Consider the following 23,814-nt stretch of genomic DNA (forward strand, 5'->3'; position numbering starts at 1 on the left):
GAGCCCGTTGATGTTCGCTCTCATGCAAAGCACCCGCACGCAGTCGCTGCACCTGTGCATCGACCCGCCGACCGGCCTGAAAGCGGTAGTCGCCATCCATAGCGAACACCTGGGGCCGGCCATGGGAGGCTGTCGCTACCTGGCCTACCCGGACGACGACAGCGCCATGATCGACGCCATCCGCCTGGCCCAGGGCATGAGCTACAAGGCCGCCCTGGCAGGGCTGCCGTTGGGCGGCGGCAAGGCGGTGATCATTCGCAACCCCCATGTGGAAAACCGCGCGGCCTTGTTCGAGGCGTTCGGGCGCTTTGTCGAAACCTTGCAGGGGCGTTTCATTACTGCCGTGGACAGCGGCACCTCGACCCTGGACATGGATTGCATCGCCCAGACCACCCAGCACGTGACCAGTACCACCGCTGCCGGCGACCCGTCACCCCATGCAGCCATGGGCGTGTTCGCCGGAATTCGCGCCACCTCGATGGCGCGTCTGGGCAGCGATAATCTCGAAGGCTTGCGCATTGCCGTACAGGGGCTGGGCAATGTTGGCTATGCGCTGGCCGAGCAACTGCATGCGGCGGGTGCCGAGCTGTTGGTCAGCGACCATGACCCGGGCAGGGTGCAACTGGCCATCGAGCAGTTCAATGCGCGGCCGGTTGCCAATGAGATGTTGATCAGCACGCCCTGTGACATCTTTGCGCCGTGCGGGGTAGGGCCGGTGCTCAATGGCCAGAGCGTGATGCAGTTGCGCTGTGCAGCGGTGGCGGGCGCGGCCAACAACCAGCTGACCACCTTGCAGGTGGCTGATCAGCTGGAAAGCCGCGGGATTCTGTATGCGCCGGATTACGTGATCAACGCTGGCGGGTTGATCTACGTGGCGCTCAGGCACCGTGGCGAGGACCTGGGCACCATTACCGCACACCTGGCGCGCATCCCTTCGCGGCTGACCGAAGTCTTTGCCCATGCCCAGGCCGAGAAACGCTCGCCGGCGCGGGTGGCGCAGATGCTTGCCGAGCGGCTGATCTACAGCTGAAGGTCGATTATTCGGCGGCGCTGTCCCCGAGCAGCTCGGACAGGGCGTCTGGCTGGCTCTTGAAGGCCTTGGCGAACACGTCACGGTTCTTCGCCATATAGATACCGGCATCCTCGACCTGCTGTTCGCTCAGCGACGGCACGGCTTTTTTCAGGACCTCGGCCAGGAGCTCGGCCAGTTCAAGCATCTTGTCGTGACGGTCTGCTTCGGCTTTATCCATGAACAAGCGCTCCAGGTCGCGGCTGCTGCGGTATACCACTTCGACGGCCATTCATCACCTCACATGCCTTTGGTAATCGATGTATTCGATACTGTTTATTTGTACAGTGTTAATGATAGGGTAATCCACAGGACTAAGATAGTGGCAAATCAGCATTCTGCTGTTCGCCACTCTCCACAGGGGCCTGGCGCGGCACTTTTGCCGCTCTCTATGGTCTGCTACAGCGTGTAGAATTGCGGATCGGCAGTCGAGCCATCCAGTCTACGAAGGAACAGCAATGAACGAGCAAACATCGCGCCTGAATCGGGAACGGCGCTTTTTGGTACTGCTGGGGGTTATCTGTCTGGCCCTCATCGGCGGGGCGCTGTACATGCAGATCGTGCTGGGCGAGGCGCCGTGCCCGCTGTGCATCCTGCAACGCTATGCTTTGCTGCTGATCGCGCTGTTCGCCTTTATCGGTGCCGCCATGCCCGGCAAGCGCAGCCTGACCCTGCTCGAGGGCCTGGTGGTGCTCAGCGCCATCGGTGGTATCGCCGCCGCCGGCAACCATGTGTACATCCTCGCCAATCCGGCGGTCAGTTGCGGCATCGACACCTTGCAACCGATCGTCGACGGCCTGCCGCTGGCTTCGGTGCTGCCGCTGGTGTTCCAGGTCGATGGTTTCTGCTCCACGCCTTACCCGCCGGTCATGGGCCTGTCCCTGGCGCAATGGGCCCTGGTGGCCTTTGTACTGACTGCCGTTCTGGTGCCCCTGGGCATCTACCGCAACCGCCGTCAGGCTTAGACAAAAGTCATGTATTGACGCAAGCCCGTTGTGCAATGAGATTTACCAGGTTTGTCGCACCATACTTGATCCTGATCAAGTTCCAGCCCTTGTAGAGCGGGCGTTTCAGGGGTATTGGACGGGGTGCGACAAACTGTCGCGAAACTGATTTTTCAGGCGTGATTGTTACGTAATTGGTAAAGGACTGTTGCTCAATAAGTCATAGTCAACGATTGGTTACCTATCTACAATCGCCCCCAATTTCCGTTCGGCACCGCTTGCGAGTCGCAGGATTAAAGGAGCCCCAGGCTCTTTTCGCTGACTCTGACGAGCATCGCCTGCGGCGATGCCGGGCTGACCCCCCTCCGTGATTTCCCGCACCAAATGGAATTGGTCTGAAGACAGGCCTGTTGCCTACTGAAGTCAAAATAATAAACACCGCAATATCCGGTTTATGCCGAGCCGCCGCAGCTGGCCTCAAGGCGTGACCGTATTCGATCCCATAAATGCTGACGCTTGGCAGGACGAAGTGTTGGCGACCAAAACACAAATTGCATTGAAGCAAGCTGCTCTAGAGGTCGTGAGATGAGTAAAAAGCGTTACCCCAGACTGTTTGGCATTCTGCCCTTTTTAGGCATGCTTTTACTCAGTGGGTGCAACTGGACCCTGCTCGACCCGAAGGGCCAGGTCGGCATTGAGCAAAAGAACCTTATCCTGATCGCTACCGGCTTGATGTTGCTGGTGGTGATTCCTGTCATTTTCATGACCCTCGCGTTTGCCTGGAAGTATCGTGCTTCCAACAAGGCAGCCACCTACACCCCGGACTGGTCGCACTCGACCAAGATCGAAGTGGCGGTCTGGACCATCCCGGTTCTGATCATCATTGCCCTGGGTTATGTGACCTACAAGACCACCCATGAGCTGGACCCGTATCGTCCGCTGGTTTCCGACGTGAAGCCGGTGCAGATCGACGTGGTCGCCCTGGACTGGAAATGGCTGTTCATCTACCCGGAACAAGGCATTGCCACGGTCAACAAGATCGTCTTCCCGGCCAACACCCCGGTCAACTTCCGCGTGACCTCCGATTCGGTGATGAACTCCTTCTTCATCCCGGGCCTGGGCGGGCAGATCTACGCGATGGCTGGCATGACCACCAAACTGCACCTGATCGCCAACGAGAACGGTGAGTTCGACGGTATCTCCGCGAACTACAGCGGTGCTGGTTTCACCGGTATGAAGTTCAAGGCAACCGCCACCTCCCAGGCTGATTTCGAAGCATGGGTGAACGAAGTCAAGCAATCGCCTAAACAGCTGGATGCGGCTGAATACGCGGCATTGGCCAAAACGAGCGAAAACAATCCAGTCGCGCTGTACAGCGTGGCCTCGCCTGAGCAGTTCCAGTCCATCGTCGACAAGTACGAAGGCATGAACCGCGGTCGGCCGGTCCACGAAAAAGAGCAGAGCAAAGCAGCGGCCGGTACCGAAGGGTTGGACGTGACTATGCATTCGGCTGCTGGGGCAGAGGAGTAAGAGATGTTCGGTAAACTAAGTCTGGATGCGATTCCGTATCACGAGCCGATAGTCATGGTGACCATTGCCATGATTGCGCTCGGCGGTCTCGCGTTGATCGGTGCAATCACCTATTTCAAAAAATGGACCTACCTGTGGTCCGAGTGGCTGACTTCGGTCGACCACAAGAAGATCGGGGTGATGTACATCATCGTCGCGATGATCATGCTGCTGCGCGGCTTTGCCGACGCCATCATGATGCGCACGCAGCTGGCCATGGCCACCGGCGGCTCCGAGGGCTACCTGCCTCCCGAACACTATGACCAGATCTTCACCGCCCACGGTGTGATCATGATCATCTTCATGGCAATGCCATTCTTCACCGGCCTGATGAACCTGGCCCTGCCTCTGCAGATCGGTGCGCGTGACGTTGCCTTCCCGTTCCTGAACTCCCTGAGCTTCTGGCTGCTGGTGTCCGGCGTCGTGCTGGTCAACGTCTCCCTGGGCGTCGGTGAATTCGCCAAGACCGGCTGGGTCGCTTATCCACCGTTGGCGGGTATCCAGTACAGTCCTGGCGTGGGTGTCGACTACTACATCTGGGCGCTACAGCTATCGGGCCTCGGTACGACGCTAACGGGTGTCAACTTCCTCGCCACCGTGCTGAAAATGCGCGCGCCTGGCATGAAGCTGATGGACATGCCGATCTTCACCTGGACCTGCACCTGGGCCAACGTTCTGATCGTCGCTTCGTTCCCGATCCTGACCGCTGCACTGGCTCTGCTGACGCTTGACCGTTACATGGATTTCCACATTTTCACCAACGAACTTGGTGGCAATCCGATGATGTACGTCAACCTGTTCTGGGCCTGGGGTCACCCTGAGGTTTACATCCTGATCCTGCCGGCCTTCGGTGTGTTCTCGGAAGTCACCTCGACCTTCGCCGGCAAACGCCTGTTCGGCCACAAGTCGATGATCTACGCTTCGGGCGCGATCGCGGTACTGGGCTTTGCGGTATGGCTGCACCACTTCTTCACCATGGGTTCGGGCGCCAGCGTCAACACCTTCTTCGGTCTGGCGACCATGCTGATCTCGATTCCGACCGGGGTGAAGCTGTTCAACTGGCTGTTCACGATCTACCAGGGCCGTCTGCGCTTCACCGCGCCGGTGCTGTGGACCCTGGGCTTCATGGTTACCTTCTCGATCGGTGGTATGACCGGCGTACTGCTGGCTGTTCCAGGTGCTGACTTCGTTCTGCACAACAGCCTGTTCGTAATCGCCCACTTCCACAACGTGATCATCGGTGGTGCGGTATTCGGCTACATTGCCGGCTTCGCCTTCTGGTTCCCGAAAGCCTTCGGTTTCACCCTGAACGAGAAGTGGGGCAAAGCTGCCTTCTGGTTCTGGATCTCCGGTTTCTACGTGGCCTTCATGCCACTGTACGCACTGGGCTTCATGGGTATGACCCGTCGTCTGAACCACTCCGACAACCCACTGTGGGAACCCTACCTGTACGTAGCCGTGTTCGGCGCCGTGCTGATCCTGTTCGGTATCGCTTGCCAGCTGATCCAGCTGTACGTTTCGATCCGCGACCGCAAGGACAACATGGACGTGACCGGCGACCCATGGGGCGGCCGTACCCTGGAATGGTCGACTTCGTCGCCACCGCCGTTCTACAACTTCGCCAGCATGCCTGAGAACGTCGATCTGGATGCATGGCACGAAACCAAGCAAGCCGGTAAGGCTTACAAGGTTCCAGCCAAGTACGAAGCGATCCACATGCCGAACAACACCTCTACCGGTGTGTTCATGGGTGCGTTGCTCACCGTATTCGGTTTCGCCTTCATCTGGCACATCTGGTGGTTGGTTGCTGCCAGCCTGGTCGGCACCATCGCTGTCTTCGTTGCTCACGCTGCGCGTGACGACCAGGGCTACATGGTTCCTGCAGAGGAAGTGGCGCGTATCGAAGGCGAGCGCATGAAGGCCCTGGGCCTGGCTACCGGTTCGCCGGATGGCGCACGTGTCAAATCGTTTGAACGGGTTTAATCAATGTCCAGTCATGTAATCAATGCAGACACGCATGCTCATGGTCACGACCATGGGCATGACGATCACCACCACGACTCGGGCCAGATGACCGTCTTCGGTTTCTGGCTGTACCTGATGACCGACTGCATCCTGTTTGCGTCGCTCTTCGCCACCTACGCGGTGCTGTCCGGCAGTTTTGCCGGCGGCCCGTCGGGTCATGACATTTTCCAGCTGGACTTTGTCGCGGTTGAAACCGCACTGCTGTTGTTCTCCAGTATCACCTTCGGCTTCGCCATGTTGCAGATGTTCAAAGGCAACAAGGGCGGCGTGCTGGGCTGGCTGGCTGTCACCTTCCTGTTTGGTGCCGGCTTCATCGCGATGGAAATCTATGAGTTCCATCACCTGATCGCCGAAGGCTTCGGCCCGCAGCGCAGTGGCTTCCTGTCGGCGTTCTTCGCGCTGGTTGGTACCCACGGTCTGCACGTGACCGCAGGTCTGATCTGGATGGCGGTCATGATGTACCAGATCAACAAGCACGGTATCACCGGTACCGCCAAGACCCGCATGAGCTGCCTGAGCCTGTTCTGGCACTTCCTGGACGTGGTCTGGATCTGCGTGTTCACCGTCGTGTATCTGCTGGGGGTTCTGTAAATGGCTAACGCACATAACAGCCACGCCGAGGGCAACCACGGTAGCGTCAAGTCGTATGTGATCGGCTTCATCCTGTCGGTGATCCTGACTGCGATTCCGTTCGGCCTGGTGATGTTCCCGAGCATGCCGAAAGACATCACGATCATGGTCGTGGTGGCCCTGGCGGTCATTCAGGTGGTGGTACACCTGGTGTACTTCCTGCACATGGACCGTTCTGCCGAGCAGCGCTCCAACGTGTCGACCTTCCTGTTTACAGCGATGGTCATTGCACTGTTGGTCGGCCTGTCGCTGTGGATCATGTTCAGCATCCACACCAGCATGATGGCGAAGTGAGGTAAGACGACATGTCCGTTAAGCACTTTATCCAAATCACCAAACCGGGGATCATTTTCGGTAACGTGCTTTCTGTGGCAGGCGGTTTCTTCCTTGCCGCGCAAGGGCATGTCGACTTCATGCTGTTCCTGGCCACGGTGATTGGCACTTCGTTGGTGGTGGCGTCCGGTTGCGTGTTCAACAACTGCATCGACCGTGACATCGACATCAAGATGGAGCGCACCAAGAACCGTGCGATGGTCCAGGGCCAGATCTCGCTGAAAGTCGCGCTGGCCTACGCCACCCTGCTCGGGGTGGCCGGCCTTGGCCTGCTGTATGTGCAGGCCAATGCCCTGGCGGCGTTGTTCGGCCTGATCGGCTTTGTCATCTATGTCGGTTTCTACAGCCTGTACCTCAAGCGCAAATCGGTGCACGGCACCCTGGTGGGCAGCCTGTCCGGTGCCATGCCTCCGGTGATCGGCTACTGCGCGGTGAGCAACAGCTTCGACCTGGCTGCACTGACCCTGCTGGTGATGTTCAGCCTGTGGCAAATGCCGCACTCCTACGCCATTGCGATCTTCCGCTTCAACGACTACTTGGCCGCATCGATTCCGGTGCTGCCGGTCAAACGCGGGATCCTGGTGGCCAAGAAGCACATCCTCTGGTACATCGTGGCGTTCCTGGTAGCGACCCTGATGTTGACCCTGGGTGGCTACGCGGGCATGAGCTACATGGCGGTGGCTGCGGCCATGGGCATGTACTGGCTGTACATGGCCTGGACCGGCTACAAGGCGGTGGACGATCGTCTGTGGGCACGCAAGCTGTTCGTGTTCTCGATCTTCACCATCACTGCCCTGAGCGTGATGATGTCGCTGGACACCAAGGTGCCGGCCGAGCTGCTGCTGACTTACGCGCACTGATTCATCAGCGTGTAATGAAAACGCCCCAGGCTTCACAGCCTGGGGCGTTTTTTTTTGTCTCTGCGGTCTTATCGCGGGGCAAGCCCGCTCCCACAACGACCGAAACTGCTGTTGACAAATACCCGGCGTTTGCCGGATTTTATCGCGGCGCAGATCAGGAGTATCTGCGCATGGCCAGAGGATACTGGCCGTGATCCACCACACAAGGGATTGTCGATGATCGAGCCAAACGCCGTTACCCAACGGGCGTGCCTCGCGCTGCTGCGCGAACGCCATACTTCCCCGCATCTCGAGACTGCCTTGCAGGTGCTCGACTGCCTGTTCCGCCGTCGGAGCCTGGCGCCCGGGCAGGATGATGAGCTGTCGGCCGAAGTGCTCGAACCGCATCTGGATAAAGTCCTCAAGGCAATCGAAGCCGGCCTGCGCATCGAGATGGTCCTGCCCGCCTTCCCGGGAAAGTCGCCGAACCGGCAAAAAACCCTCAGCCACCTGCCAGACCTTGCCGAGCGCCACGCCATCGACGAGCTGCAGCACCTGTGCGCTGAAATTCAGGCCCTGTACGCGCCGGGCGCCTTGATTCACATCTGTTCCGACGGCTACGTGTTTTCCGACCTGGTGCGCGTGCCCGACGAACACGTGAAGGCCTACACCGACGAGATCCAGCGCTACGCCGAACAGCACTACCCGCGAAGCTTCGCCCTGTTCGATCTCAAGGATGCCTACCCGCAGTTGGGTTGCCTGGACTCGATGCGCGAAGAGCTGATGATCGAATTCGGTCAATCGCTGATCGCGCTGGGCCAGCGTTTCCAGGACGAGCCGCACATGATGCTGATGTACTGCGGCATCCATCGCTTTTTGTCCGAGGACTATTCGGGTCTTGCCGAATTCGCCGACATGAGCCTCAACGCCGTGAAGAAGATCGCCAAGCCGGCATCCCAGCGGGTAATCCAGCGCAGCGAAGCCTGGAGCGCACTGCTGCAGGCGCGTTATCCACAGTGCCTGCGCCTGTCGATCCACCCGCAACTGGCGGTGTCGGCGAAAATCGGCATCCGCCTGGTGCCCACCAGCGACCTGTGGCGCACGCCCTGGCACTCGGTGGCGATCAAGCGCCGCGGGGTGGTGATGCTCGACAAGCGCAGCAACATCGACGAGCGCTACAGCCGCCTGGTGTTCCGCCAAGGCCGTCCTTGCCACTACGCCAGTGCGCAATGATGCCTGGACCGCTAGCGGCTGAAGCCGTGATCTTCGACCTCGACGGCACCCTGGTCGATACCTTGCCCGACATCGTCTGGTGCCTGAACCGGGTGCTGCAGGAGCAGGGCTACCCACCCTTGCCGCTGGAGACCATCAGTGCCTATGTGGGGGGCGGCACCGGGGCGATGCTCGAGCGGGTTGCCGCACGCCTGGGCATTAGCGACGACAAGACGCTGCATGAGCGCTACATCGGCTGTTACCAGCAGCACCTGGTGCAGTTCTCCCGGCCGTTCGACGGTGTACTGGAGATGCTCGAGGGTTGCCGCCAATTACAACTGCCGATGGCCATCGTCACCAACAAGGCCCATGACATGGCACTGCAGGTGGCCGGGCAGCTGTTCCCCCCGGGCACCTTCGAAATTGTTCTTGGCCAGCGGCGCGGCCATCCGCTCAAGCCGCAACCCGACGCAGCCCTGGAGGCTGCCCGCTACCTGGCGATCGAGCCGTGCCGATGCCTGTTCGTCGGCGACACCGTCATCGACCTGATGACCGCCCGGGCCGCCGGCATGCACGCGGCTGCGGTGACCTGGGGCTATGGTCGGGTCTATGCGCTACAGGCGCAGGCGGCGGATCTTTACTGCGAACAGCCGGCAGAGCTGCTGCATGCCCTGCACGGGGCGCTCACTTCTTGCATGGCTGGCACCCTCGCCAGCCAGCGCTGAAACACCACCTCTCAAGGAAGAAAGGTCATGCAACACAAAGACACCTGGATCAAGGCGGTCAGCGACGTGCTGGCAGGTTATCTGCTCAAGGACGGCGATGATCGCTTCGAAACGGCGGGCCGGGCCAACCTGGCCATCAGCCTTGCCTGCTTCTACGATCAACAGGCGCCGGTACGCCTGGTGCTGCCGGGCTTCCCGTGCAAATCGCCGAACGCGCGTGACCAGACGTTCGGTGTGCTGCCGGACTACGGCGAGGCGATGGCCATCGAGCGCCTGGACCAGCTGGGCCAGGAGATTGCGGCGCTGCACGCGCCAGGTTGCGTGGTGTCGATCCTGAGTGACGGCACGACGTTCAACGACATCGTCGGCGTACCCGACGAAGTACGCAGGACCTACAACCAGGCACTGCGCGAGTTGTGCACCACCCACACCATCAACTGGGTAAGCATGGAAGACCTGTTCCCCCAGGCCAGCAGCGCCGATGCCGTGCGCGCGACCCTGATCAAGCAGGCCCGCCTGCCGTGGAAGAGCGTCGAGGCGCTGATCGAACAAAGCCGCCATGACGAGACGCTCAGTCACGCCCACGACAAGCTGTGCAGCCACCTCTACAACGACCTGCGCCTGTGCCGTGAAGCGGGGCAGAGCGAAGACGAGCACCTGCTGCAGATCGGCTACAAGGCCTATCAGATGATGTTCCGCGGGCAGGCGCTGAATGCCGCGGTCAATCGGTTCTTCCCTGAAGACATTCGCTTGTCGGTGCATCAGTACGACAATGCCGGGCCGAAGTTCACCCTGGCCCTGGCCGACGGTCTGTCGCGGGTTTCCAGCCCCTGGCATGCGGTACCGGTGCGTCATCTCGACGGTAGCCAGACCTTGCGTGGCCGTGCCGAGGTGGACATCGACAAGCATGTGCTGGTGCAGTACCAGGGGCGGCCATGGCTTTACCATGAAACCCTGGGTGAATCGCTGCAGGAATTCGAATTCGAACTGCAGAAGCGCCCCCTGTTCGGGCTGCTGGTGCGTGACCCGCTAGGGTTGGGCTTCGAGCGTTTCTCAACGCAACTGCTCGAAGCACTGGTGGAAACCTTCGGTTTCGTCTGCCTGCGCGGCTGCAGCTTCGATGACCGTGACAGCTTCGCCCGCGACTGCGAGCGCTTCGGCACCATTTACCAGTGGGCGTTCGGCAAGGTGCATGTGGTCAAGCCGGCCGACAAGCCCGAAGGCGTGGTGCACTCGCTGGAAAAGACCCCGCTGCATTGGGACCTGAACATGCTGCCGTCCAGTGACGCCCAGGTGCAACGCGATCCGAAGTTCTGCGCGAGCAAGTTCATGCTCTATTGCAAGACCCCGCCGCAAGCGGGTGAGGGCCAGACCACCATCGTCGACAGTCGCAATGCCCTGCGCAAGGTAGGCAATCAGGTCGCCCGGCAGTGGCAGGCAGTGGACATCACCTATTACACGCGGATGACCTATTTCGGTGGCTCGCCGCGTAGCTACAGCCTGGTGGACCTGCACCCACGTACCGGTGAGCGCATCTTGCGCTACCAGGAGGGCACGGATTCGACGCTGCAGACCTTGAGCCAGGAAGTGCAAGGTTTCGAGGCGCAAGCCCAGCAGGCCCTGCTCGAACAGCTCAATGCCCTGGCCTACGACGAGGATTGCCTGATCGCCCATGAGTGGGCCGAAGGCGATTTGGTGCTGATCGACAACTACCAGACCCTGCATGGCCGCTTGCCGATGTCGCCGGCTTCGGCTTCGCGCGAGCTTTGGCGAGTTCAGGTCTACTGAGGCGCTGGCCCTGGCAGCGGGTTTCGTGCCCGTTGTCAGGGTGTCTTTCCGCCTGCTGGTGGCGCCAGGGCTGCAATAACGTGTGCTGATCCTCAACCCCACAGGATCATGGCATGAGCATTTTGACTGTTTACTTTTGTGGTACCGGTTCCCACCGCTTTGACGACAAGAACCCCAATTTCTGGAATGGCGAGCTGGTTTCGACCCTGGCCTCCAACGACCAGGGCAAGGAGTTCGCCCATTGGGTCGCCATCGACGGCCCTGGCAGTGGCAACCTGCAGGCCGATGAGCTGTTCATCCAGACCAAGGCCTACGGGCTCTCCGGGACCCTGTTCGGCAGGGGCTGGGAAGAGAACGTCAGCCATGCCCTGCATATCATCAAGGGCCAGTTCAGCTGGCAGCGAAAAACCCTCAGCGAGCAGGAATACAAGCAGCTCAAGGCTGCCGGGATTCCCATAGAGGACGTGCAGGTGAGCGGCTCATGGTTGTGGCGCACTTACAGCTATGGCGAGCGCGTCGTCACCCCGCAGCAATTGCAGGAGCAGATCATCAAGATATTCAGGAAGGACGGGGCGCTGCCGACCCAGGTCAACCTGGTCGGTTGGAGTCGCGGTGGGGTGAGCTGTCACATGCTGGCCAATGCCATGCTCAAAGACAACGCCTTGAAGCATATCCCGGTGAACATCTTCGCCGTCGATCCGGTGCCGGGGCTGCTGAACTTCCAGGCGCATCGGGTCCAGCTGGGCGAGAACGTCAAACAATACGTCGGCTTCTATTCCCGTGACGAGCGCTCCAAGGGCTTTGCCTGTGTGATTCCCAAGACGCACGCTGCAACCCTCTGTCATATCTACCCGGTGCCGGGGCGCCACGCCACGCTGGTGGGTAACGCGGCTGCCGACGGCGCCTCCGGTGGCAAGGTTCTGGCCGAGCCTGGGCTGATCGTGCGGCATTTTGCCGAAGTCTGCCTGACCCGCTGGGGAGTGAAGTTGCAAAAAATGCTCAACCTCGGCGAGGGTGACCTGCAGGCCTACCACCAGGTGCTTGCCCGAGACGACAGCAAGTACCAGGCGATGCGCAAGCATTCCTACACCCTGCTGACCGAGGCGGAGCAGGGGGAGCGGGCCGTTTCGCTGGGAAGCCAGGGCACCGGCTTCTCTACGGTGAAGGGTGGCACCCTGCTGCCGCTGGCCGGACTGGCAGCGCCGATAACCTGGCAGGCCTCGTCGTACAAGGAAATCCGCTAGCCCTGATTTTTATACTGGACAGCGCGGTGGCCGAGGCCCTATCTTCAGCTTCGGCCACCGCAGTGGCCAACGTCGCTCGGACGGTTCCGGGCGCTTACGTCTTCGAGGAAGCCATGGCTGACCAAGGTTCGCCGCGCCGCTTTGCGCGCATTGATCGTCTCCCCCCTTACGTGTTCAACATCACCGCCGAGCTCAAGATGGCTGCACGCCGTCGTGGCGAGGACATCATCGACCTGAGTATGGGCAATCCCGACGGCGCCACGCCGCCGCACATTGTCGAGAAGCTGGTGCAGGTCGCCCAGCGTGAAGACACCCACGGCTACTCGACTTCCCGCGGCATCCCACGCCTGCGCCGGGCGATTTCGCGCTGGTACAAAGACCGCTACGAGGTCGAGATCGACCCGGAAAGCGAAGCCATCGTCACCATCGGCTCCAAGGAAGGCCTGGCGCACCTGATGCTCGCCACCCTCGACCATGGCGACACCGTGCTGGTGCCCAACCCCAGCTACCCGATTCACATCTACGGTGCGGTGATTGCCGGTGCCCAGGTGCGTTCGGTGCCGCTGATTCCGGGTGTGGACTTCTTCAACGAACTGGAGCGGGCGATCCGCGAATCCATCCCGAAACCGAAGATGATGATCCTCGGCTTCCCGTCCAACCCGACCGCGCAGTGCGTCGAGCTGGACTTCTTCGAGCGGGTGGTGGCCCTGGCCAAGCAGTACGACGTGCTGGTGATCCACGACCTGGCCTACGCCGACATCGTCTACGACGGCTGGAAGGCACCGTCGATCATGCAGGTGCCCGGCGCCAAGGACATTGCCGTGGAGTTCTTCACCCTGTCCAAGAGCTACAACATGGCCGGCTGGCGGATCGGCTTCATGGTCGGCAACCCCGAGCTGGTCAGCGCCCTGGCCCGCATCAAGAGCTACCACGACTACGGCACCTTCACCCCGCTGCAGGTGGCGGCCATTGCTGCGCTCGAAGGTGACCAGCAGTGCGTGCGCGACATCGCCGAGCAGTACCGCCAGCGCCGCAACGTGCTGGTCAAGGGCCTGCACGAGCTGGGCTGGATGGTCGAGAACCCCAAGGCGTCGATGTACGTCTGGGCGAAGATCCCCGAAGAGTATGCACACCTGGGTTCGCTGGAGTTTGCCAAGAAGCTGCTGGCCGAGGCCAAGGTCTGCGTGTCGCCGGGCATCGGCTTTGGTGACTATGGCGATGACCATGTGCGCTTTGCCCTGATCGAAAACCAGGACCGCATTCGTCAGGCGGTGCGCGGCATCCGTCAGATGTTCAGGGCTGATGGTGTGGGCAGCAAGCCGGCCCAGAAGTAACGGGAGCATCTGCGCTCCATCGTTGGCAAGGCCAGCTCCCACAAGGGCAGTGTGTGGGAGCCGGCCTTGCCGGCGAAAGGGCTGCAAAGCAGCCCCGATAGGGCAAATTCAACGCTGGGCAGGGCGCCATCACCACCGTCCGTCAGCGGCGATTTATTTCTGCATTACCCCCCTTCTCAAACATCCGGCAAAGCATAGAATGGCGGCGGGTTTCTCCCTATAACGATAATCAACCTCCCCCCCTTCTCATCATGTCCGAACATAATCCTTGTTTGAACTGCGGCGCCTGCTGCGGGTATTTCCGTGTGTCTTTCTTCTGGGGTGAGTGCACGTCGGCGGGCGGTGTCGTGCCCGACGATCTGGTGGTCCAGATCAGCCCCAGCCGCGTTGCGATGATCGGTACCGACAGCAAGCCCTGTCGCTGCATCGGGCTCGAAGGCGAGATTGGCAAAGGTGTGAGCTGCACCTTGTATGAACAGCGCTCAACCCCGTGCCGCGAGTTCGATGCGGCCTGGGTCAATGGCGAAGCCAACCCCAGCTGCGATGCGGCCCGTGCCGCCTATGGCCTGCCCCCGCTAGAGGCCAACGAGCCGATCTGGCCGGACGAGGGCGCGGAGGTCGCCTGAGGCGCGGCTTGAAGGTTACACTGGGCGGTTCATGGATCGGACAGGAGGTCCCGCGTGACCCGCATGTACAGTTTTCCCGCTGACCTGTGCCTCGAAAGCCCGCGCTTGCAGCTGCGCCCGATGGTGCCCGAGGATGCCGAAGCGTGGTTTGCCATCATGGCCGACCCGCAGGTCATGCGTTACTGGAACCACGGCCCCTGGCAAGCGCTGGCAGAGGCTCAGGCCGCACTGGCCGAAGACCGCAACGCCTGTGCCGCCGGCCAGATGCTCAAGCTGGGCATCTATCGACGTGACAACGGCGAACTGATCGGCATGACCCAGCTGTTCAACCTCGATCCCACCTCGCGCCGTGGTGAAATCGGCTATTGCCTGGCCAGCACTGCGCAAGGCCGCGGCTTCATGGACGAGGCGCTGACCTGTTTCATCGACTACCTCGCTCACGGCCTGCACCTGCGGCGCCTGGAGGCCGAGATCGACCCGCGTAACCACGGCTCGGCACGCACCCTGGAGCGCCAGGGCTTTGTGCTTGAAGGGCTGCTGCGCCAGCGCTGGTGCGTGGCCGGTGAGCTGTCGGACTCGGGGCTGTACGGGTTGCTGCTCGATCAGGCGCCGCTGGAAGGTTGAATAATCAAGCGCGGCAGCGCCGTCTGCGCTATTGTCGCGCGCTCTTTGACCAGCCAAATGGATTTACTGGTGCCGCTGAACTATCTGACCTTAAGCCTGGGATGCTACCTCACCTGCCTGTTCCTCCAGGCCTGCGCCCGTGAACACGATGTGATGCGCGGCATGCACGCCCTGGCCCTCGGGGTGTTGAATGGGTCCTTCTGGTTTGCCAACCCGCTGTATTTCGCCGCCCTGGTGATGCACCGCAAACAACCGCGGGTAGCCCTGTACCTGGGCTGCTCCGCGCTGTTGCTGAGTGGCCTGATGATACCGCTGGGCTGGCTCGACTGGACCCCGGTGCCTGATTCGCCCAACGGGCCGGGGCTACTGCCTGGTTACTACGTGTGGTTGCTGGCGATGCTGGTGTTCATCCTCGGCCAGTGGCGCTACCGGCATGAACCTGCGGGCAGCAGCAGGGTACCGCTGCTGGGCTGGCCGGCCTGGGTGCTGATCGCCGGGATTGTGGTGACCGTGCCACTGGCCTTCACGCCCTGGAGTAAAGTGCCGTTTCGTTCGGTACCCGAGCAAACGTCGTGCATTGAGTGTGGAGGCAACTGATGGCCCGGTTCTACGTTGCAATCACCCTGGCGTTGTACTTGCTGAGCCTGTGTTTCGATGCCATCTATCTGTCTGGCGATAGTCGGCTGCATGCCTTGCAGGCGATGCTTTACGGGCCTTGGGGCATTGTCATGCAGGTTTTCAGCTGGTTCGCCAACCCGCTGCTGGGCCTGGCGATCATCACTCATCGGCGCTGGCGCTGGCTTTCGCTGGTACTGGGGCTTGGCGCCTTGTACCTGGCGCTCAGCTCGCTGCTCGTCGAGCGGCTGCCGAACAACCAGAGCTACGACTTCCTGGATGTCACCGGCTTTGGGCCTGGTTACTACCTCTGGCTGGCCTCGATCAGCTTCTTCTGTGCCGCTCAGGCCTGGTGGTGTCGGCAGGTACTCAAAGGCGCACAGATGCCCGGGTGGCACTGGCTTGATGGCGGCCTGGCAATCGTGCTCAACATTACCATCGTCTACGCGATCCAGACCCCTAGCCTGCACTTCCAGCTAAAGAAAGTGATCGAGCCACCGCCGCCGATCCAGATCGACAAGGACGCTATCTAGCGGGCTGACGTCGACGTCCCCCACTGCACCACCAGCATGCCGACCACGATCAGCCCGACGCCGGCCAGACGCAGGCCGTTGACCGGGCGTTCGGGCAAGCCCATCAGGCCCCATTGGTCGATGATCAATGACGACAGCACCTGGCCGGCAATGACGCAGACGATGAACCCAGCAGCGCCCAGGCGTGGTGTCAGCACCAGCGCGGCGGTGATGTAGGCGACGCCGGCCACGCCTCCCAACCAGGCCCACCAAGGGGCTTGAACCAACGCATTGAGTTGCGGCAGCGGCGCCCGCAGCACCAGTAACGCCGGAATCACCATCAGCACACTCACCGCCAGCGACACCAACGACGCCCACAACGGATGCCCGAGCAAGCGCCCCAGCGCGGCGTTGCTGCCAGCCTGGAAGGGCACGGCGGCGCCGGCCAGCAGGGCGATGGCCAGCGGCAGCAAGGTGGCGGTAATGGCGGGCAGGTTCATGGCAGGACTCCTCAAAAGTGACTTGCCAAAGTCTTGGTTATCCACCCCAATAATGGAAATTCGAATGCTGCACAGGAGTTATTCGCCGGATGGATGATTTGCGCCGAATCGACCTCAACCTGCTGTTGACCCTGCATGCCCTGCTGGCCGAGCAACATGTATCGCGTGCCGCCTTGCGCCTGCACCGCAGCCAGCCGGCGGTCAGCCATGCCCTGGCGCAACTGCGCGAACTTTTCGGTGATCCGCTGCTGGTGCGCCGAGGGGGGCGCTTGCAGGTCACGGCGCGGGCTCAGGCGCTGGTCGAGCCCTTGCAGCAGGCGTTGGAGCAACTGGATGGCCTGCTCGGTAGCCCCGGTTTCGACCCGCAGCGGGCGCAGCGCAGTTTTCGTCTGGCAATGTCGGATTACGGCGCCCGGGTCGTATTGCCGGGGCTGATGCGGCTCCTGCGTAATGAGGCGCCGGGGATCGACCTGATTGTCTCCCAGGGCAGCCGTGAGGCCATGCTCGGCCAGCTGTTCGATGGTGAGGCCGATCTGGCCCTGGCGGTCTTTCCTGAGCTGGCGACGGAACTGCGGGCGCAGACGCTGTTCGATGAGACCTTCACCTGTATTGCCGATCGCAGTCATTTGCCTACGCGTGGTGGTCTGAGCCTGGACGAGTGGCTGGTGCGGCCGCATGTGCTGGTGGCGGTGCGCCCCGGCGTCGATAACGAAATCGACCTGGCGCTCCAGGGTATCGGCGCCCAGCGCCGGGTGGCGCTGGCCTTGCCCCATTGGGCTGCGGCCCAGGAAGTGATTGCCGGCACCGACCTGATCCTCACGGTGGCCCGGCGCAGCCTGGACAGCGGCAAGCTGGATTCGCGCTTGCGCAGGTTCCAGCCGCCGCTGGCGATCAGGCCGTTTGCCTTTCAGCAAGCATGGCATCAACGCCGGGAAGGAGAGGCGGGGCATCGCTGGTTGCGCGAGAAGGTGATGCAGGTGTGCGCAGGAGCGGCCCCGCGATCGAACGCGTAGCGCTCGTAATTCAAGCGATGTCGATGTAGTGTCTGGGCCGGCCTGATCGCGGGGCAAGCCCGCTCCTACCCAAGACGGAGTCCGCAGCATGAAACGTCCATTTTTGCTTATCGGCCTATGGGTCTGTTGTTCCTCAATAGCCCAGGCCCAGGACGAGTACTCCCCGGCCTACAGCGCCTGCATGAAAACCGCCGAATCAACGCTGGCCATGAACAACTGCAACGGCGCCGAGATCAAGCGCCAGGATAGCCGCTTGAACAGCGCCTACAAAAAGGCCATGACCGGCCTCGAAGGGCCTCAGCAAACCCAACTGCGTGAAGCCCAACGGGCCTGGATCAAGTATCGCGACGCCAACTGCAACCTGTATTACAGCCTCACCGGCGGCACCGTCGATCAGCTCAATGGCGCCGGGTGCATCCTCAGCAGCACCCGCGACCGCGCCGACGAGCTGCAGGCCCTGCTGCAGCCGTAAGGTCAGCGTCGGCTGGCGCGAGCGCGCAGGTATTCGCGCACTTCGCGCTGGTCACCGGCGAACTCGATTCGCTCGGCCTTGCTCTGGCGCTGGTAGGCGTACATCGGGTCGTAGTACTCGTTGAGCAGGCCGCTGATCCAGGCGCGGTGCAAGTCTACTGCGCCACTGCGCAGTTGCTCTTGCAGCGCTTGCTCGAGCAACGCCGACAGCCGCTGGTAGCGCTCGCCGCCGAGGCGCTTGAGAATGTTGGCCATGCTCTGGGTCAGGCGTTCGGCAAACAGTCGCAAACCCTCTTCATCACCGTGCAGGGCAACGAACTCGGCACTGAGGTCGATCACGTAATCGCGCAGAATCCGCTCGACGCGGTTATCAAAGCTGTCTTCCAGCCACACCAGCGGGTAGTGCTGCATGCCCTGGTACAGCTCCAGCGGCAGCGTGCAGCTGCCGACGATGCGGCCCTCGTCTTCGAGCACGAACTGCTCGACGCCGCGGGCGCGTTTTTTCAGCACATCGATGGCCAACTGGTTCTCGAAGTCGATCTGCGCCGGCTGGCCGGTGGCGCGTTTGCCGAAGCTGGAGCCGCGGTGATTGGCGTGACCTTCGAGGTCAACAGCGTTATCCAGCCGTTGCAGCACTTCGGTCTTGCCGGTGCCGGTGAGGCCGCCGATCAGCACGAAGTCACAGTCGGCCACCGCTTGCTGGGTGGTATGGAGCAGGAAATTACGCATGGCTTTGTAGCCACCGACCACCTTGGGATAGTGAATGCCGGCGTCGGTCTTGAGCCACTGCTGGGCGATCTGCGAGCGCAGGCCGCCGCGAAAACAGTAGAGGTAACCCTCGGGGTTGGCTCGGGCAAAGGCGGCCCAGGCGGCAATGCGTTGATCCTTGAGCGGGCCACTGACCAGTTGATGGCCGAGGGCGATGGCGGCCTCCTGGCCGTGCTGCTTGTAGCAGGTGCCGACCTTCTGCCGTTCAAGGTCGTTCATCAGCGGCAGGTTGATAGCTTCGGGAAAGGCGCCCTTGGTGAATTCCACCGGGGCGCGCATGTCCATCATGGCTACATCGTTGAGAAACAGCTGGCGGTAGTCGGTGCAGTTGTCACGCATCAAAGCACCTCAACCGCATGGCTCTGTCGCTCGACCAGCTCGCCGATTGGCGCCAGGTTCAGGCCCAGCTCGCCCGCAACGGCGAGAAACTCCGCTTCCCCTTCTGGCGCCACCGCCACCAGCAGGCCGCCGCTGGTTTGCGGGTCGCACAGCAGGTGCTTCTGCTCGTCGCTCAATGGGGCGATTTTCTCGCCATAGCTGTCGAAGTTGCGCAGGGTACCGCCGGGCACGCAGCCTTCGGCCAGGTAGTGCTCGACGCTCGGCAGGCGGGGCACCGCGCTGTAGTTCAGGCGTGCGCTCAGGCCGCTGCCGTCGGCCAGTTCCACCAGGTGGCCAAGCAGGCCGAAGCCGGTGACGTCGGTCATGGCCTTGACCCCGGCCAGCTTGCCGAAGCGGCTGCCCGGGGTGTTCAAAGTGCACATCCAGTCGCGGGCCAGGCCCTTGTCCTGGTCGCGCAGCTTGGCCTTTTTCTCGGCGGTGGTAAGGATGCCGATGCCCAGCGGTTTGGTCAGGTACAGGCGGCAGCCGACGCTAGCGGTGTCGTTGCGTTTCATGTGGCGTTTTTGCACCACGCCGGTCACGGCCAGGCCGAAGATCGGCTCGGGGGCATCGATGGAGTGCCCACCGGCCAAGGGAATGCCCGCTTCGGCGCATACCGCGCGGCCACCACGGATCACTTCACGGGCCACTTCCGGGGCCAGCACGTTGACTGGCCAGCCGAGAATGGCGATGGCCATCAGCGGGTCGCCGCCCATGGCGTAGATGTCGCTGATGGCGTTGGTGGCGGCGATGCGGCCGAAGTCGTACGGGTCGTCGACGATGGGCATGAAGAAGTCGGTGGTCGACACCACGCCGCGTTCGTCATCAAGGGCGTAGACGGCCGCGTCATCGCGCGAGGCGTTGCCGACCCAGAGTTTCGGGTCCAGCGCCTGGGTGCCGCTTTCGGCGAGAATCACCTCGAGCATCTTCGGGGAGATCTTGCAGCCACAGCCGGCGCCGTGGCTGTACTGGGTCAGGCGGATCGGCTCGTTCATAGGCACCTCGACTTGTCGTGAACGCCCGAGTGTAGCAAAGCTGGCCTTTGCGCCGATGCCTCTTATAATTTCCGGGGTGGCCCATGCCGGCCCTTTCCCCGCTATTGAACCGGAGAATCCCCATGCTCAAACGTCCCCTGGCGCTGTTTGCCGGCCTGGTGTTGTCTTGCTCGTCCTACCTGGCCCAGGCGGCCGACACGCTGCGAGTCAGTGCCATCCCTGACGAAGCGCCCACCGAACTGCTACGCAAGTTCAAGCCATTGGGCGAATACCTGGAGCAGAAGCTGGGCATGAAGGTCGAGTTCGTGCCGGTGGCAGATTACCCGGCAGTGGTCGAGTCGCTGGTCGCCAACAAGCTGGATATGGCCTGGCTGGGCGGTTTCACTTTCGTACAGGTGCACCTTAAGGATCCGACAGCCACACCTTTGGTGCAGCGTGAACAGGACGCCAAGTTCACCAGCAAATTCATCACCGCTAACCCAAATGTGAAAAGCCTGGCCGACCTCAAGGGCAAGACCTTTGCCTTCGGTTCCATTTCGTCCACCTCGGGCAGCCTGATGCCGCGCTACTTCATGCTCAAGGATGGCATCAAGCCTGAAACCTATTTCAGCCGCGTCGCCTATTCCGGTGCCCACGATGCCACTGCGGCCTGGGTACAGGCCGGTAAGGCCGATGGCGGGGTGCTTAACGCCAGCGTCTGGGAAAAGCTGGTGGCGTCGGGCAAGGTCGATACCAGCAAGGTCAAGGTGTTCGCCACCACCCCAAGCTACTACGACTATAACTGGACCGTGCGTGGCAGCCTCGACCCGGCGCTGAAAGACAAGATCAAGCAAGCGTTCCTCGATCTTGATCCGGCCAAGCCTGGCGACAAGGCTATCCTCGACCTGCAGGCCGCCAGCCGCTTTATCGAAACCAGCCCGGACAACTACAAGGGTATCGAAGAGGCTGCTCGCGCCGCCGAACTGCTGAAATGACCCTGCGCTTGAGCGATGCCAGCTTGCGCCACGGCCAGGTTCAGGCGCTGCACGGGATCGACTTGCAGATTGCTGGCGGCGAGCGGGTGGCAATCATCGGTCCGTCGGGGGCGGGCAAGTCGAGCCTGCTGCAGTTGCTGGGCACGGCCATCGAGCCCAGTACCGGCACCGTCGAACTGCTCGATATGGCGCCCTGGCGGTTGTCCGCGGGTGCGCGCCAGCGCCTGCGCGCGCGGATCGCCCTGATCCATCAAGCACCGCCGTTGCCACCGCGCCAGCGAGTAGTGACGGCGGTGCTGGCGGGGCGCCTGGGGCAGTGGAGCACCTTGCGCGGGCTACTCAACCTGCTGCATCCGGCGGATGTTCCGGGTGTGCGCGAAGTGCTGACTGACCTGGGCATGGCCGAGAAGATTTTTGTTCAGTGCGGGCAATTGTCCGGCGGCCAGTTGCAACGGGTCGGCATTGCCCGGGCGCTGTACCAGCAACCAGAGATACTGCTGGCCGACGAGCCGGTATCGGCCATGGATCCGGTGCTGGCCGAACACAGCCTGAAAACCCTCAACCAGCATGCCAGCGAGCGCGGCGTGACCCTGATCGCCAGCCTGCATGCGGTAGAGCTGGCGCTGGCGCATTTTCCACGGGTAATCGGTATTCGCGAAGGGCGTATCGTCTTTGATCGCCCGGCGAGCGAGGTCTCCAGCGAGATGCTCGATGCGCTGTATGCCAACGAACAGTTGGTGTCGCCGCCGTTACCGCTGCCGGCTTTGAGCCTGCAGATTCCCCGATGCTGAAGGCCGATAGCCGCGACCCGGCGGCACTGCCCAGGTTGTTGCTGGCGCTGTTGGCGATTGCCCTGTTGTGGCCGGGCATCCGCCTCAGTGAGCTGAACCCCGGGGTGTTGCTGCAGGCCGATAACCGCCGCGAGATGGGCAATTTTGTCAGCGCCTTCTGGCCGCCGGCCCATGAGCCTGATTTCCTGCGGCTGCTTTGGGATGCCACTTTGCAGACCCTGGCAGTGGCTACCGCCGGCATGACCCTAGCCTTGCTGCTGGCGATCCCGGCCAGCCTGCTGGCCAGCCGGGCGCTGTCGTTGCGCGCCGCTTCCCGTGGCGGTCGCCTGGGCTTCTGGTCGCGCACCCTGCGCCTGCCGGTGCGCGGCCTGTTGATCTTCCTGCGAAGCGTGCCGGAGATCGTCTGGGCACTGTTGTTCGTCCGCGCGGTCGGCCTGGGCCCGACCGCCGGGGTGCTGGCCATCGCCATTACCTACAGCGGCATGCTTGGCAAGGTCTACGCGGAGATCTTCGAATCGGTCGACCAGCGCCCGGCCCATGCCTTGTTGCATGCCGGCAGCAGCCGCTTGAGCGCGTTTTTTTACGGCGTCCTGCCCGCAGCGGCGGCGGAGCTGGTGTCCTACACGGTGTACCGCTGGGAATGTGCGATCCGTGCCTCGGTGGTGATGGGCTTTGTCGGCGCGGGCGGGTTGGGCCAGCAGATCGACCTGTCCATGCGCATGTTCGCCGGCGCCGAGGTGGCGAGCATGCTGCTGACGTTTCTGCTGCTGGTATGGCTGGCCGACCAGCTCAGTCGCCTGCTGCGCGGGAGGCTGGCATGAGAGCGTTGATCAACACGGCGCTGGTGCTGGTGCTGTTGGCGGCGGTGGCCGCTTCGTTCGCTTATTTGAGCCTTGATCTGCAGGCGCTGTTTGGCGATGGCGGGTTAGGGCAGATGGGCGCTTACGCGCTGCGATTCCTCAGCCCCGACCTGAGCCCCGATCACCTGCGGGCGGTTGGCAAAGGCGCACTGGAAACCCTGGCCATGTCAGGGCTGGGTACCTTGCTTGCGGTGGTGCTCGGCCTGTTGCTGGCCTTGCCGGCTGCCGGGCGTTTTGGCTGGCCGTTGCAAGGCGTTGCGCGCCTGCTGCTCAACGCATTGCGCGCGATTCCGGAGCTGGTGTGGGCGGCCTTGACCGTCCTGGCCGCGGGCCTTGGGCCCAATGCCGGCACGCTGGCCTTGGCCTTGCATACCTCAGGCGTACTCGGCCGCCTGTTCGCCGAAGCCCTGGAAAACGCCCCGCCAGAACCGGCTGCGGCCATTCGCCTGCAAGGCGGCAGCCAGGTCACGGCGTTCTGCTTCGGCACCTTGCCCAACCTCTGGCCGCAGTTGCTGGCCTACAGCCTGTACCGCTGGGAAAACAACATCCGCATGGCCAGCGTGCTGGGTTTTGTTGGTGCCGGTGGCCTGGGGCAGATGCTCTACACCACCCTGAGCCTGTTCCAGGAAGCCCAGGCCAGCACGGTGATCATCGCCATGCTGGTGCTGGTGTTGCTGGTGGATGCCTTGAGTGATGTGCTCAGGCAGCGCTTTGTGCGGGTTTGAGCGGTAACCCCAGGCTCACGTCATCGACAATCGCCTTGGCCATTTCGCCGAGCAGATGCGCGGCCCAGACCAGGGTGGGGTCTTCTTCCGTGGCGCCTAGCGCGGTCAGTTTGTTGATACAGCCGAGCATCAGCGAGGCGTGTTCCAGTGCCTGTTCGCAGGGGATGCCCGGGTTGATGTGGAACAACCTGGTAAGGCTTGCTGTGCCGATCGTTTCATTGCTCATGGGGTGATCCTCGGGTCGGCCTTG

Annotated in this window: 27 protein-coding genes; 22 read left to right on the forward strand and 5 right to left on the reverse strand. The window is 62.1% G+C overall.

The annotated features are described in order from the left end of the window. The first annotated feature begins 10 nt into the window (after window positions 1-10). Entirely contained in the window at window positions 11-1,030 is a 1,020-nt protein-coding gene (locus ABM562_RS06400; RefSeq protein ID WP_115088677.1) for a Leu/Phe/Val dehydrogenase, read from the forward strand. A 7-nt stretch (window positions 1,031-1,037) separates the two neighbouring features. Here ABM562_RS06400 and ABM562_RS06405 read toward each other — a convergent pair whose 3' ends face one another. Next, window positions 1,038-1,301 (reverse strand): YebG family protein, encoded by a 264-nt coding sequence (locus ABM562_RS06405; protein ID WP_115088676.1) that lies wholly within the window; start codon window positions 1,299-1,301, stop codon window positions 1,038-1,040. A gap of 226 nt (window positions 1,302-1,527) precedes the next feature. On the opposite strand from ABM562_RS06405, the gene ABM562_RS06410 reads away from it, so the two are divergent. The 15 genes from ABM562_RS06410 to ABM562_RS06480 all read left to right on the forward strand — a co-directional run bounded on the left by ABM562_RS06410 (window position 1,528) and on the right by ABM562_RS06480 (window position 16,110). Then, entirely contained in the window at window positions 1,528-2,034 is a 507-nt protein-coding gene (locus tag ABM562_RS06410; RefSeq protein ID WP_115088675.1) for a disulfide bond formation protein B, read from the forward strand. 564 nt (window positions 2,035-2,598) lie between these two features. After that, window positions 2,599-3,543, forward strand: coding sequence for a ubiquinol oxidase subunit II (cyoA, locus tag ABM562_RS06415; RefSeq protein ID WP_115088674.1), 945 nt, complete (start codon window positions 2,599-2,601; stop codon window positions 3,541-3,543). 3 nt (window positions 3,544-3,546) lie between these two features. Continuing rightward, a complete protein-coding gene (gene cyoB / locus ABM562_RS06420; RefSeq protein WP_115088673.1) occupies window positions 3,547-5,565 on the forward strand; it encodes a cytochrome o ubiquinol oxidase subunit I in 2,019 nt (672 codons plus the stop codon). A 3-nt stretch (window positions 5,566-5,568) separates the two neighbouring features. Next, complete coding sequence (locus tag ABM562_RS06425; protein ID WP_045188204.1) at window positions 5,569-6,198, forward strand: cytochrome o ubiquinol oxidase subunit III; 630 nt, start codon at window positions 5,569-5,571, stop codon at window positions 6,196-6,198. After that, window positions 6,199-6,531, forward strand: a complete 333-nt coding sequence (gene cyoD, locus ABM562_RS06430; protein ID WP_045188206.1) for a cytochrome o ubiquinol oxidase subunit IV — start codon at window positions 6,199-6,201, stop codon at window positions 6,529-6,531. 11 nt (window positions 6,532-6,542) lie between these two features. Then, entirely contained in the window at window positions 6,543-7,430 is an 888-nt protein-coding gene (gene cyoE / locus ABM562_RS06435; protein WP_134064248.1) for a heme o synthase, read from the forward strand. Between the two features lie 216 nt (window positions 7,431-7,646). Then, window positions 7,647-8,642, forward strand: coding sequence for an isocyanide synthase family protein (locus ABM562_RS06440; protein ID WP_115088671.1), 996 nt, complete (start codon window positions 7,647-7,649; stop codon window positions 8,640-8,642). Then, window positions 8,642-9,346 (forward strand): HAD family hydrolase, encoded by a 705-nt coding sequence (locus ABM562_RS06445; RefSeq protein WP_325175827.1) that lies wholly within the window; start codon window positions 8,642-8,644, stop codon window positions 9,344-9,346. Before ABM562_RS06440 ends, ABM562_RS06445 begins: the two co-directional genes overlap by 1 nt. Window positions 9,347-9,373: 27 nt before the next feature. After that, window positions 9,374-11,134, forward strand: coding sequence for an isocyanide synthase family protein (locus tag ABM562_RS06450; RefSeq protein ID WP_134064247.1), 1,761 nt, complete (start codon window positions 9,374-9,376; stop codon window positions 11,132-11,134). Window positions 11,135-11,247: 113 nt separating this feature from the next. Then, the gene (locus ABM562_RS06455; RefSeq protein WP_460421202.1) at window positions 11,248-12,378 is read left to right on the forward strand and encodes a hypothetical protein; all 1,131 of its coding nucleotides are present in this window, start codon (window positions 11,248-11,250) and stop codon (window positions 12,376-12,378) included. A 113-nt stretch (window positions 12,379-12,491) separates the two neighbouring features. Then, window positions 12,492-13,712, forward strand: a complete 1,221-nt coding sequence (gene alaC, locus ABM562_RS06460) for an alanine transaminase (protein ID WP_115088667.1) — start codon at window positions 12,492-12,494, stop codon at window positions 13,710-13,712. Window positions 13,713-13,963: 251 nt separating this feature from the next. Next, window positions 13,964-14,338: a YkgJ family cysteine cluster protein gene (locus tag ABM562_RS06465; RefSeq protein ID WP_038997055.1), complete on the forward strand. Its 375-nt coding sequence runs from the start codon at window positions 13,964-13,966 to the stop codon at window positions 14,336-14,338. 54 nt (window positions 14,339-14,392) lie between these two features. Beyond that, window positions 14,393-14,962 (forward strand): GNAT family N-acetyltransferase, encoded by a 570-nt coding sequence (locus ABM562_RS06470; protein WP_115088666.1) that lies wholly within the window; start codon window positions 14,393-14,395, stop codon window positions 14,960-14,962. A gap of 69 nt (window positions 14,963-15,031) precedes the next feature. Beyond that, a complete protein-coding gene (locus ABM562_RS06475; protein ID WP_148708573.1) occupies window positions 15,032-15,559 on the forward strand; it encodes a hypothetical protein in 528 nt (175 codons plus the stop codon). Further along, window positions 15,559-16,110 carry a hypothetical protein gene (locus ABM562_RS06480; RefSeq protein ID WP_115088664.1) on the forward strand — a complete coding sequence of 184 codons (552 nt, stop codon included), beginning with the start codon at window positions 15,559-15,561 and terminating at the stop codon, window positions 16,108-16,110. Before ABM562_RS06475 ends, ABM562_RS06480 begins: the two co-directional genes overlap by 1 nt. Here the strand turns inward: ABM562_RS06480 and ABM562_RS06485 are convergent. After that, window positions 16,107-16,589 carry a DMT family transporter gene (locus ABM562_RS06485; protein ID WP_115088663.1) on the reverse strand — a complete coding sequence of 161 codons (483 nt, stop codon included), beginning with the start codon at window positions 16,587-16,589 and terminating at the stop codon, window positions 16,107-16,109. The two genes, ABM562_RS06480 and ABM562_RS06485, sit on opposite strands and share 4 nt — an antisense overlap. A gap of 89 nt (window positions 16,590-16,678) precedes the next feature. On the opposite strand from ABM562_RS06485, the gene ABM562_RS06490 reads away from it, so the two are divergent. Together ABM562_RS06490 and ABM562_RS06495 are read left to right on the forward strand one after the other, a co-directional pair. Beyond that, window positions 16,679-17,602 carry a LysR family transcriptional regulator gene (locus tag ABM562_RS06490; RefSeq protein ID WP_258578789.1) on the forward strand — a complete coding sequence of 308 codons (924 nt, stop codon included), beginning with the start codon at window positions 16,679-16,681 and terminating at the stop codon, window positions 17,600-17,602. A gap of 88 nt (window positions 17,603-17,690) precedes the next feature. Continuing rightward, window positions 17,691-18,074, forward strand: coding sequence for a lysozyme inhibitor LprI family protein (locus tag ABM562_RS06495; RefSeq protein WP_115088661.1), 384 nt, complete (start codon window positions 17,691-17,693; stop codon window positions 18,072-18,074). 2 nt (window positions 18,075-18,076) lie between these two features. Here the strand turns inward: ABM562_RS06495 and mnmH are convergent, their stop codons facing one another. Both mnmH and selD read right to left on the reverse strand, forming a co-directional pair. Continuing rightward, window positions 18,077-19,180, reverse strand: coding sequence for a tRNA 2-selenouridine(34) synthase MnmH (mnmH, locus tag ABM562_RS06500; protein ID WP_460421207.1), 1,104 nt, complete (start codon window positions 19,178-19,180; stop codon window positions 18,077-18,079). After that, window positions 19,180-20,214 (reverse strand): selenide, water dikinase SelD, encoded by a 1,035-nt coding sequence (gene selD / locus ABM562_RS06505; protein ID WP_115088659.1) that lies wholly within the window; start codon window positions 20,212-20,214, stop codon window positions 19,180-19,182. Before selD ends, mnmH begins: the two co-directional genes overlap by 1 nt. Before the next feature lie 122 nt (window positions 20,215-20,336). Here selD and ABM562_RS06510 point away from each other — a divergent pair, with 122 nt between their 5' ends. From ABM562_RS06510 to phnE, 4 genes are read left to right on the forward strand one after another with little or no spacing between them, the layout of a single operon-like run. Next, complete coding sequence (locus ABM562_RS06510) at window positions 20,337-21,188, forward strand: putative selenate ABC transporter substrate-binding protein (RefSeq protein WP_460421209.1); 852 nt, start codon at window positions 20,337-20,339, stop codon at window positions 21,186-21,188. After that, a complete protein-coding gene (locus ABM562_RS06515; protein WP_115088657.1) occupies window positions 21,185-21,979 on the forward strand; it encodes a phosphonate ABC transporter ATP-binding protein in 795 nt (264 codons plus the stop codon). The genes ABM562_RS06510 and ABM562_RS06515 overlap by 4 nt, the downstream gene beginning before the upstream one ends. Beyond that, window positions 21,973-22,800 (forward strand): PhnE/PtxC family ABC transporter permease, encoded by an 828-nt coding sequence (locus ABM562_RS06520; RefSeq protein ID WP_115088656.1) that lies wholly within the window; start codon window positions 21,973-21,975, stop codon window positions 22,798-22,800. The genes ABM562_RS06515 and ABM562_RS06520 overlap by 7 nt, the downstream gene beginning before the upstream one ends. Then, complete coding sequence (gene phnE / locus ABM562_RS06525) at window positions 22,797-23,564, forward strand: phosphonate ABC transporter, permease protein PhnE (protein ID WP_115088655.1); 768 nt, start codon at window positions 22,797-22,799, stop codon at window positions 23,562-23,564. The genes ABM562_RS06520 and phnE overlap by 4 nt, the downstream gene beginning before the upstream one ends. Here the strand turns inward: phnE and ABM562_RS06530 are convergent. Beyond that, complete coding sequence (locus ABM562_RS06530; protein ID WP_115088654.1) at window positions 23,539-23,790, reverse strand: DUF3077 domain-containing protein; 252 nt, start codon at window positions 23,788-23,790, stop codon at window positions 23,539-23,541. The two genes, phnE and ABM562_RS06530, sit on opposite strands and share 26 nt — an antisense overlap. Between the last annotated feature and the right edge of the window lie 24 nt (window positions 23,791-23,814).

This window comes from Pseudomonas sp. ZL2 (assembly GCF_054788455.1).

What these genes read in the sequence shown, in the direction of transcription:
- ABM562_RS06445 (WP_325175827.1), top strand. Translation starts at nt 8,642, where the DNA reads ATGCCTGGACCGCTAGCGGCTGAAGCCGTGATCTTCGACCTCGACGGC.
- ABM562_RS06400 (WP_115088677.1), top strand. Translation starts at nt 11, where the DNA reads ATGTTCGCTCTCATGCAAAGCACCCGCACGCAGTCGCTGCACCTGTGC.
- alaC (WP_115088667.1), top strand. Translation starts at nt 12,492, where the DNA reads ATGGCTGACCAAGGTTCGCCGCGCCGCTTTGCGCGCATTGATCGTCTC.
- ABM562_RS06465 (WP_038997055.1), top strand. Translation starts at nt 13,964, where the DNA reads ATGTCCGAACATAATCCTTGTTTGAACTGCGGCGCCTGCTGCGGGTAT.
- ABM562_RS06490 (WP_258578789.1), top strand. Translation starts at nt 16,679, where the DNA reads ATGGATGATTTGCGCCGAATCGACCTCAACCTGCTGTTGACCCTGCAT.
- cyoA (WP_115088674.1), top strand. Translation starts at nt 2,599, where the DNA reads ATGAGTAAAAAGCGTTACCCCAGACTGTTTGGCATTCTGCCCTTTTTA.
- ABM562_RS06485 (WP_115088663.1), bottom strand. Translation starts at nt 16,589, where the DNA reads ATGAACCTGCCCGCCATTACCGCCACCTTGCTGCCGCTGGCCATCGCC.
- ABM562_RS06480 (WP_115088664.1), top strand. Translation starts at nt 15,559, where the DNA reads ATGGCCCGGTTCTACGTTGCAATCACCCTGGCGTTGTACTTGCTGAGC.
- ABM562_RS06450 (WP_134064247.1), top strand. Translation starts at nt 9,374, where the DNA reads ATGCAACACAAAGACACCTGGATCAAGGCGGTCAGCGACGTGCTGGCA.
- ABM562_RS06495 (WP_115088661.1), top strand. Translation starts at nt 17,691, where the DNA reads ATGAAACGTCCATTTTTGCTTATCGGCCTATGGGTCTGTTGTTCCTCA.
- ABM562_RS06440 (WP_115088671.1), top strand. Translation starts at nt 7,647, where the DNA reads ATGATCGAGCCAAACGCCGTTACCCAACGGGCGTGCCTCGCGCTGCTG.
- ABM562_RS06515 (WP_115088657.1), top strand. Translation starts at nt 21,185, where the DNA reads ATGACCCTGCGCTTGAGCGATGCCAGCTTGCGCCACGGCCAGGTTCAG.
- ABM562_RS06455 (WP_460421202.1), top strand. Translation starts at nt 11,248, where the DNA reads ATGAGCATTTTGACTGTTTACTTTTGTGGTACCGGTTCCCACCGCTTT.
- ABM562_RS06410 (WP_115088675.1), top strand. Translation starts at nt 1,528, where the DNA reads ATGAACGAGCAAACATCGCGCCTGAATCGGGAACGGCGCTTTTTGGTA.
- cyoE (WP_134064248.1), top strand. Translation starts at nt 6,543, where the DNA reads ATGTCCGTTAAGCACTTTATCCAAATCACCAAACCGGGGATCATTTTC.
- phnE (WP_115088655.1), top strand. Translation starts at nt 22,797, where the DNA reads ATGAGAGCGTTGATCAACACGGCGCTGGTGCTGGTGCTGTTGGCGGCG.
- selD (WP_115088659.1), bottom strand. Translation starts at nt 20,214, where the DNA reads ATGAACGAGCCGATCCGCCTGACCCAGTACAGCCACGGCGCCGGCTGT.
- ABM562_RS06405 (WP_115088676.1), bottom strand. Translation starts at nt 1,301, where the DNA reads ATGGCCGTCGAAGTGGTATACCGCAGCAGCCGCGACCTGGAGCGCTTG.
- cyoD (WP_045188206.1), top strand. Translation starts at nt 6,199, where the DNA reads ATGGCTAACGCACATAACAGCCACGCCGAGGGCAACCACGGTAGCGTC.
- ABM562_RS06530 (WP_115088654.1), bottom strand. Translation starts at nt 23,790, where the DNA reads ATGAGCAATGAAACGATCGGCACAGCAAGCCTTACCAGGTTGTTCCAC.
- ABM562_RS06520 (WP_115088656.1), top strand. Translation starts at nt 21,973, where the DNA reads ATGCTGAAGGCCGATAGCCGCGACCCGGCGGCACTGCCCAGGTTGTTG.
- mnmH (WP_460421207.1), bottom strand. Translation starts at nt 19,180, where the DNA reads ATGCGTGACAACTGCACCGACTACCGCCAGCTGTTTCTCAACGATGTA.
- cyoB (WP_115088673.1), top strand. Translation starts at nt 3,547, where the DNA reads ATGTTCGGTAAACTAAGTCTGGATGCGATTCCGTATCACGAGCCGATA.
- ABM562_RS06510 (WP_460421209.1), top strand. Translation starts at nt 20,337, where the DNA reads ATGCTCAAACGTCCCCTGGCGCTGTTTGCCGGCCTGGTGTTGTCTTGC.
- ABM562_RS06425 (WP_045188204.1), top strand. Translation starts at nt 5,569, where the DNA reads ATGTCCAGTCATGTAATCAATGCAGACACGCATGCTCATGGTCACGAC.